General features: G+C 58.8%; 6 protein-coding genes. 4 read left to right on the top strand and 2 right to left on the bottom strand.

What is annotated here, in order from left to right:
• Nucleotides 1-218: 218 nt before the first annotated feature.
• Complete coding sequence (locus IMW75_RS24080; protein ID WP_045059066.1) at nt 219-1,439, bottom strand: CaiB/BaiF CoA transferase family protein; 1,221 nt, start codon at nt 1,437-1,439, stop codon at nt 219-221.
• A 13-nt stretch (nt 1,440-1,452) separates the two neighbouring features.
• Nucleotides 1,453-2,634: an acyl-CoA dehydrogenase gene (locus IMW75_RS24075; protein ID WP_045059067.1), complete on the bottom strand. Its 1,182-nt coding sequence runs from the start codon at nt 2,632-2,634 to the stop codon at nt 1,453-1,455.
• A gap of 157 nt (nt 2,635-2,791) precedes the next feature.
• Here IMW75_RS24075 and IMW75_RS24070 point away from each other — a divergent pair, with 157 nt between their 5' ends.
• From IMW75_RS24070 to IMW75_RS24055, 4 genes are all read left to right on the top strand, one after another.
• Nucleotides 2,792-3,691, top strand: a complete 900-nt coding sequence (locus tag IMW75_RS24070; RefSeq protein WP_205893956.1) for a LysR family transcriptional regulator — start codon at nt 2,792-2,794, stop codon at nt 3,689-3,691.
• A 436-nt stretch (nt 3,692-4,127) separates the two neighbouring features.
• Nucleotides 4,128-5,249 (top strand): Re/Si-specific NAD(P)(+) transhydrogenase subunit alpha, encoded by a 1,122-nt coding sequence (locus IMW75_RS24065; RefSeq protein WP_205893955.1) that lies wholly within the window; start codon nt 4,128-4,130, stop codon nt 5,247-5,249.
• Between the two features lie 15 nt (nt 5,250-5,264).
• Nucleotides 5,265-5,588, top strand: a complete 324-nt coding sequence (locus IMW75_RS24060; protein ID WP_007947884.1) for an NAD(P) transhydrogenase subunit alpha part 2 — start codon at nt 5,265-5,267, stop codon at nt 5,586-5,588.
• The gene (locus IMW75_RS24055) at nt 5,588-7,021 is read left to right on the top strand and encodes an NAD(P)(+) transhydrogenase (Re/Si-specific) subunit beta (RefSeq protein ID WP_045059070.1); all 1,434 of its coding nucleotides are present in this window, start codon (nt 5,588-5,590) and stop codon (nt 7,019-7,021) included. Before IMW75_RS24060 ends, IMW75_RS24055 begins: the two co-directional genes overlap by 1 nt.
• Nucleotides 7,022-7,095: the final 74 nt, after the last annotated feature.

Here is a 7,095-nt window from a genome sequence, read left to right as displayed (position 1 = left end):
TTGCGCTTCGATGACCTGAAGCAGCTGACCGTCAAAACTGCGTAACTCATTGTTTACCAAGGAGTTTTCCGTTTCGACTGCGCCGGAAGTGGGGCGAATTATAGACACCTGAGATCTGCCGTCAAGCGTAAATTCTGCTTTTCCATCAATTAGTTAGGAAAGGGCCGAAAACGCGCCTTTCCTTCTATATAAGTACACCTCTATATAGAAGGAACAGCTTAAAGCACCCCGGCTTCCTTGAAGGCGGCCACCGCACCAGCATCCAGACCCAACACCCGCTGCAGCACCTCCAGCGTGTGCTCTCCCAACAAAGGCGGCGCATTACGGTATTCCACCGGTGTTTCGGACAGGCGAATCGGACTCGCCACTTGCGGCACCATGCCAGCGAGCGCATGGGGCAGTTCAATCGCCAGCCCTCGCGCCTTCACCTGGGGATCGGCAAACATTTGCGCCAGGTCGTTGATCGGCCCGCAGGGCACGCCCGCCTGCTCGAGCTGCAACACCCACTCGGCGGTTGTCTTGAATACGGTCGCCTGGCGAATGAGAGGAATCAGTTCGGCACGATTGGCCACCCGCAACTTGTTGGTAGCGAACCGCGGATCGTCAGCCCACTGTGGCTGACCCGCCACCTCGGCAAACTTGCGGAACTGCCCATCGTTACCCACGGTAAGGATGAAATCACCATCCGCCGTAGGGAAATCCTGATAAGGCACTATGTTTGGATGGGCATTGCCCAAGCGCTTGGGTGCATTACCGGTCGTCAAGTAGTTCATCGCCTGGTTAGCCAGACAGGCCACCTGGACATCCAGCAACGCCATATCAATGTGCTGGCCGCCGCCACTGTGATCCCGGTGCGCCAGCGCTGCCAGAATCGCGACGGTCGAATACAGCCCGGTCAATATGTCCGTCAGGGCGACGCCAACCTTCACCGGCCCCGCGCCCTCATCACCCTCAGGCCGCCCGGTGAGGCTCATCAAGCCACCAAGTCCCTGGATCATGAAATCGTATCCAGCGCGCTTGGCATAGGGGCCGGTCTGGCCGAATCCGGTAATCGAGCAATAGATCAGATTGGGATTTATTGCCTTCAGTGACTCATAGTCCAGACCATAAGCAGCCAGGCCGCCGACTTTGAAGTTCTCGATCAGGATGTCCGACTTGGCCGCCAGGTCGCGCACCAGCTTCTGCCCTTCAGGGCGAGTGAAGTCGATGGTCACCGATTGCTTGTTGCGATTGGCGGACAGGTAATAAGCCGCTTCGCTGGTGTTCTCGCCATAGGCATCCTTCAGGAAAGGCGGGCCCCAGGCGCGCGTGTCATCACCATTGCCCGGGCGCTCGACCTTGATCACTTCAGCGCCAAGGTCAGCGAGGATCTGCCCGGACCAGGGTCCGGCCAGTACGCGTGATAAATCCAGTACCCGCAGATGCGAAAGCGCGCCCATGGCCGTTCTCCTATTAGTAGAACGCCTGCAGGCCAGTCTGGGCGCGACCAAGGATCAGCGCGTGAACGTCATGCGTGCCTTCGTAGGTATTCACCACTTCCAGGTTGACCAGGTGCCGTGCAACGCCGAATTCGTCGGAGATACCGTTGCCGCCCAGCATGTCGCGAGCCATGCGCGCGATATCCAGGGACTTGCCGCAGGAGTTGCGCTTCATCATCGAGGTGATCTCGACCGCTGCAGTGCCTTCGTCTTTCATACGACCCAGACGCAGGCAGCCTTGCAATGCCAGGGTGATCTCGGTCTGCATGTCGGCCAGTTTTTTCTGAATCAACTGAGTGGCCGCCAAAGGACGCCCGAACTGCTGACGATCCAGGGTGTATTGACGAGCGGTGTGCCAGCAGAACTCAGCCGCACCCAGCGCGCCCCAGGAAATGCCGTAGCGGGCGGAGTTGAGGCAGGTGAACGGACCTTTCAAGCCGCGCACGTCCGGGAAGATGTTCTCTTCAGGAACGAACACGTTGTCCATGACGATTTCGCCGGTGATCGATGCCCGCAGGCCTACCTTGCCGTGAATCGCCGGTGCGCTCAGGCCTTTCCAGCCCTTCTCGAGTACAAAACCGCGGATATCGCCGGCATCGTCCTTGCCCCAAACCACGAACACGTCGGCGATCGGGCTGTTAGTGATCCACATCTTGCTGCCGGTCAGGCTGTAGCCGCCTTCGACCTTGCGCGCACGGGTGATCATCGCTCCCGGGTCGGAACCGTGGTTAGGCTCGGTCAGACCGAAGCAACCGATCCACTCACCCGACGCCAATTTCGGCAGGTACTTCTGTTTCTGCGCTTCGGTACCGAATTCATTGATAGGCACCATCACCAGCGAGGACTGCACGCTCATCATCGAACGGTAACCGGAGTCGACGCGCTCAACCTCACGAGCGATCAGGCCATAGCTGACGTAGTTCAGGCCACTGCCGCCGTATTGTTCAGGGATGGTTGCGCCCAACAGGCCCACCTCACCCATCTCGCGGAAGATCGCCGGGTCAGTCTTTTCATGACGGAAAGCTTCCAGAACACGCGGCGCCAGCTTCTGCTGAGCGAATTGCTCGGCGGTATCGCGAATCATGCGTTCTTCTTCAGTGAGCTGTTGATCCAGCAGCAGCGGATCGATCCAGTTGAAGCTAGCTTTACCGGCCATGAGCAAGTCCTCTCGAAAGGCATCAAATAACGTGGATTGATCCTAGGCCTGCCCAAGCGCAAGGGCAAACGAGGATTTTGCATACTGTTGTGCTAATTTCTCACTCCGTAACATCGCCAAAGTCGAATCATGCGATGGATTAGTGAGGTTGAGGTACATGCGCAGAAAAATCCCCAGTACAACCGCCCTGATCAGCTTTGAAGCGGCTGCGCGCCACGAGAGCTTTACCAAGGCAGCCCAGGAGCTTTCGCTGACGCAGGGCGCCATTTGCCGACAGATCGCCAGCCTCGAGGAGTTCCTGAGTGTCGAACTGTTCCGACGCTCTCGTCGCGGAGTGAAACTGACCGAAGCCGGGCTTTCCTACAGCCGGCGAGTGGCCACCCAGCTGGACGCGGTTGAGCGCGATACCTTGTCGGTGATGGGTCAGCAAGGCGCCAACGTCATCGAACTCGCTGTGGTGCCGACATTTGGCACACAGTGGCTGCTGCCTCGGTTGAAAGACTTCCAGCACAAGCATCCGGAAGTAACCGTCAACCTGACCAACCGGACCCGCCCCTTCCTGTTTGCCGACACGGATTTCGATGCGGCTATCTACTTTGGCGACGCCGATTGGTCGGGTACTGAATCCCACAGGCTGATGGGGGAAAATCCGATGCCTGTCTGCAGCCCGCACCTGCTTGGACACCAGGATTCGCTGACACCCGCCCAAATTGCAGAGTATCCACTGCTGCAGCAGACCACCCGCCCCTATGCCTGGCGCCAATGGTTCAACTCGCAGCACCTTAATATCCCGCGGGACATGACAGGGCCGCGCTACGAGCTATTCTCCATGCTCGCCCAGGCAGCGATGCACGAGATGGGCATCGCGCTGATTCCGCCTTTCCTGATTCAGCGTGAGCTGGCGGAGAAACGCCTGGTGATTGCGAACCCAAATGCGCTGTCGAGCATCAAGGCCTATTACCTCATGATTCCAGAGCGAAAGGTCGAATCGGCCTCTTTGAGGGCTTTTCGTGATTGGCTGGTCAATCAAGCGCAGGGCTATAGCCTTGAGTCCTAGCGACTTACAGCGATAAGCTGACCTCGTAGTCAGGTAAATCAAAGCACTACAGATATAAGTAATTGTCGCATTTAAGCAGACTGTACTTGAAGGGAGCACAATCGTGCCACAAGCTCGTGCCACCGTGGCTTTGAGCCGGTATTGCCTAGCGATGATTACTCATTCACCTGACTCATGCGCAAAATCCAGAATCTTCCAAAAACGCCCTGCAGGCCTCGATTAACAAGGGCTTGGCCCGAATGCTTGCGACATTCGGTCACGGGGTGACTTGTAGTTAATTTTCCGTCACGCATCATAATCCCTTGAAGGGTGCAAAGTTCGCCTGCAAAATGCCGCGCCCCGCCCTTATTTAGCGGGATCGTGCTGATCGGCCGCCCCAGCTCGCACCATCCGAAGTGCCTGGGTTTACTCAATAAGATCACGCAGGAGATTTGACGTGCACATTGGTGTTCCTCTCGAAACCCAGACGGGTGAAACACGGGTTGCTGCAACCCCGGAAACCATCAAGAAGCTGATCGGCCAGGGTCATAAGGTCACTGTGCAAAGCGGCGCCGGCATCAATGCCAGTGTTGTCGACAGTGCCTATGAAGCGGCAGGCGCGATTATTGGCAGTGCCAATGAGGCGTTTGGTGCCGAGCTGATTCTCAAGGTGGTCGCTCCCAGCGACAGCGAACTCGCTTTGATCAAGAGCGGAACCGTTGTGGTGGGCATGCTCAACCCGTTCAGCAATGAAACCATTGCCAAGCTGGCCGAGTGCGGCGTTACCGCGGTTGCCCTGGAAGCGGCGCCACGCACCTCTCGGGCCCAGAGCCTGGACGTGCTGTCCTCCCAGGCCAACATCGCCGGCTATAAAGCCGTATTGCTGGCCGCTCACCACTATCCACGCTTCATGCCGATGCTGATGACCGCTGCGGGCACCGTGAAAGCGGCGCGGGTGCTGATTCTCGGCGCCGGCGTCGCGGGTTTGCAGGCGATTGCCACAGCAAAGCGCCTGGGTGCAGTGATCGAAGCGTCTGATGTGCGTCCTGCCGTTAAAGAGCAGATCGAATCCCTCGGCGCCAAGTTTGTCGACGTGCCCTACGAAACCGATGAAGAGCGTGAGTGCGCCGTCGGTGTCGGCGGCTACGCCCGGCCCATGCCTGCCAGCTGGATGCAGCGCCAGGCCCTGGCCGTTCACGAACGTGCCAAACAGGCTGACATCGTCATCACCACGGCCCTTATCCCTGGCCGCAAGGCACCGACATTGCTGAGCGCGGAAACCGTGGCGCAGATGAAACCCGGCTCGGTGGTCATCGACCTCGCCGCAGCCCAGGGCGGCAACTGTCCGCTTACCGTGGCGGACCAAGTAGTAGTCGAGAATGGCGTGACCATTTGCGGCCCGACCAACCTGGCCGGCGCAGTGGCGGCAGATGCTTCGGCACTGTACGCACGCAACCTGCTGGACTTCCTGAAGCTGGTCTTCAACAAGGAAGGCCAGTTCGAGATCAACCTCGAAGACGACATCGTCGCCGCGTGCCTGATGTGCCGCGACGGCCAAGTCATCCGCAAAAACGCCTAAGCAGGGATTCAGACGATGGAAGAGCTTATCTCCCCCGGTATCTACAACCTGATCATCTTCGTGCTGGCGATTTATGTCGGTTACCACGTGGTCTGGAACGTTACGCCTGCACTGCACACCCCCTTGATGGCAGTGACCAACGCCATCTCGGCGATCGTGATTGTCGGCGCCATGCTGGCTGCGGCGCTCACCGTGACCCCGCTGGGCAAGACCATGGGCACCCTGGCCGTGGCCCTGGCGGCAGTGAATGTGTTCGGTGGCTTCCTGGTCACCCGCAGGATGCTTGAGATGTTCAAGAAAAAAGCCCCGAAAGTCGTAAAAGAAGAGGCGCCCAAGTAATGAGCATGAACCTTGTCACGACGCTCTACTTGATCGCGTCCATCTGCTTCATCCAGGCCCTCAAAGGGTTGTCCCATCCGACAACCTCCCGACGCGGCAACCTGTTCGGCATGCTCGGCATGGGCCTGGCGATCCTCACCACAGTGGGCCTGATCTACAAGCTGGGCGCTGAGCTCGCCACCGCGGGCATCGGCTACGTCATTGTCGGCCTGTTGGTCGGCGGCACCGCCGGCTCGATCATGGCCAAGCGCGTTGAAATGACCAAGATGCCGGAACTGGTCGCCTTCATGCACAGCATGATCGGCCTGGCGGCGGTATTCATCGCCATCGCAGCGGTGGTCGAGCCGCAGTCCCTGGGCATCGTCAAGCAGCTGGGCGATGCAATCCCTGCGGGTAACCGCCTTGAACTGTTCCTTGGCGCAGCTATCGGTGCAATCACCTTCTCCGGTTCGGTGATCGCATTCGGCAAGCTATCCGGCAAGTACAAGTTCCGCCTGTTCCAGGGCGCACCCGTGCAGTTCGGTGGCCAGCACAAGCTGAACCTGCTGCTGGGCCTGGCAACGCTGGCCCTGGGCATCACCTTCATGCTCACCGGCAACCTCGGTGCCTTCGCACTGATGCTGGCCCTGGCTTTCGTCCTGGGCGTGCTGATCATCATCCCGATCGGTGGCGCGGACATGCCGGTGGTAGTGTCGATGCTCAACAGCTATTCGGGCTGGGCGGCGGCAGGTATCGGTTTCTCGCTGAACAACTCGATGCTGATCATCGCCGGCTCGCTGGTGGGTTCGTCCGGTGCAATCCTCTCGTACATCATGTGCAAGGCGATGAACCGTTCGTTCTTCAACGTACTGCTCGGTGGTTTTGGCAACACGGCAGACGCCGGCCCTGCAGGCGCCAAGGAAGCTCGTCCGGTTAAATCCGGTTCGGCTGACGACGCAACCTTCCTGCTGACCAACGCCGATACCGTGATCATCGTTCCTGGCTACGGCCTGGCGGTCGCTCGCGCGCAGCATGCGCTCAAGGAACTCACCGAGAAGCTCACCCATCGCGGTGTGACCGTGAAGTACGCCATTCACCCGGTGGCGGGTCGGATGCCTGGGCACATGAACGTATTGCTGGCCGAGGCCGAAGTGCCCTACGACCAGGTGTTCGAGATGGAAGACATCAACTCCGAGTTCGGCCAGGCCGACGTGGTGCTGGTGCTCGGGGCGAACGACGTGGTCAACCCGGCGGCGAAGAACGATCCTAAATCGCCGATTGCCGGCATGCCGATTCTCGAGGCGTTCAAGGCCAAGACCATCATCGTCAACAAGCGCTCGATGGCCAGTGGTTATGCCGGTCTGGACAACGAACTGTTCTACCTCGACAAAACCATGATGGTGTTCGGCGACGCTAAAAAGGTCATCGAGGACATGGTCAAAGCCGTCGAGTAAAACCTGCTCCAGCGCAATACCCAAAACCTCAGCCTTTAGTAGGCTGGGGTTTTTTATTGCCTGTAAAAATCCCC

Source organism: Pseudomonas gregormendelii, from assembly GCF_017114825.1.
Taxonomy (GTDB): Bacteria; Pseudomonadota; Gammaproteobacteria; order Pseudomonadales; family Pseudomonadaceae; genus Aquipseudomonas; species Aquipseudomonas gregormendelii.
This window is presented reverse-complemented; position numbering and strand designations above follow the sequence as displayed.

Excerpts from the sequence above, each read along its gene's own strand:
- IMW75_RS24060 (WP_007947884.1), top strand. The coding sequence starts at position 5,265 with ATGGAAGAGCTTATCTCCCCCGGTATCTACAACCTGATCATCTTCGTG.
- IMW75_RS24055 (WP_045059070.1), top strand. The coding sequence starts at position 5,588 with ATGAGCATGAACCTTGTCACGACGCTCTACTTGATCGCGTCCATCTGC.
- IMW75_RS24080 (WP_045059066.1), bottom strand. The coding sequence starts at position 1,439 with ATGGGCGCGCTTTCGCATCTGCGGGTACTGGATTTATCACGCGTACTG.
- IMW75_RS24070 (WP_205893956.1), top strand. The coding sequence starts at position 2,792 with ATGCGCAGAAAAATCCCCAGTACAACCGCCCTGATCAGCTTTGAAGCG.
- IMW75_RS24075 (WP_045059067.1), bottom strand. The coding sequence starts at position 2,634 with ATGGCCGGTAAAGCTAGCTTCAACTGGATCGATCCGCTGCTGCTGGAT.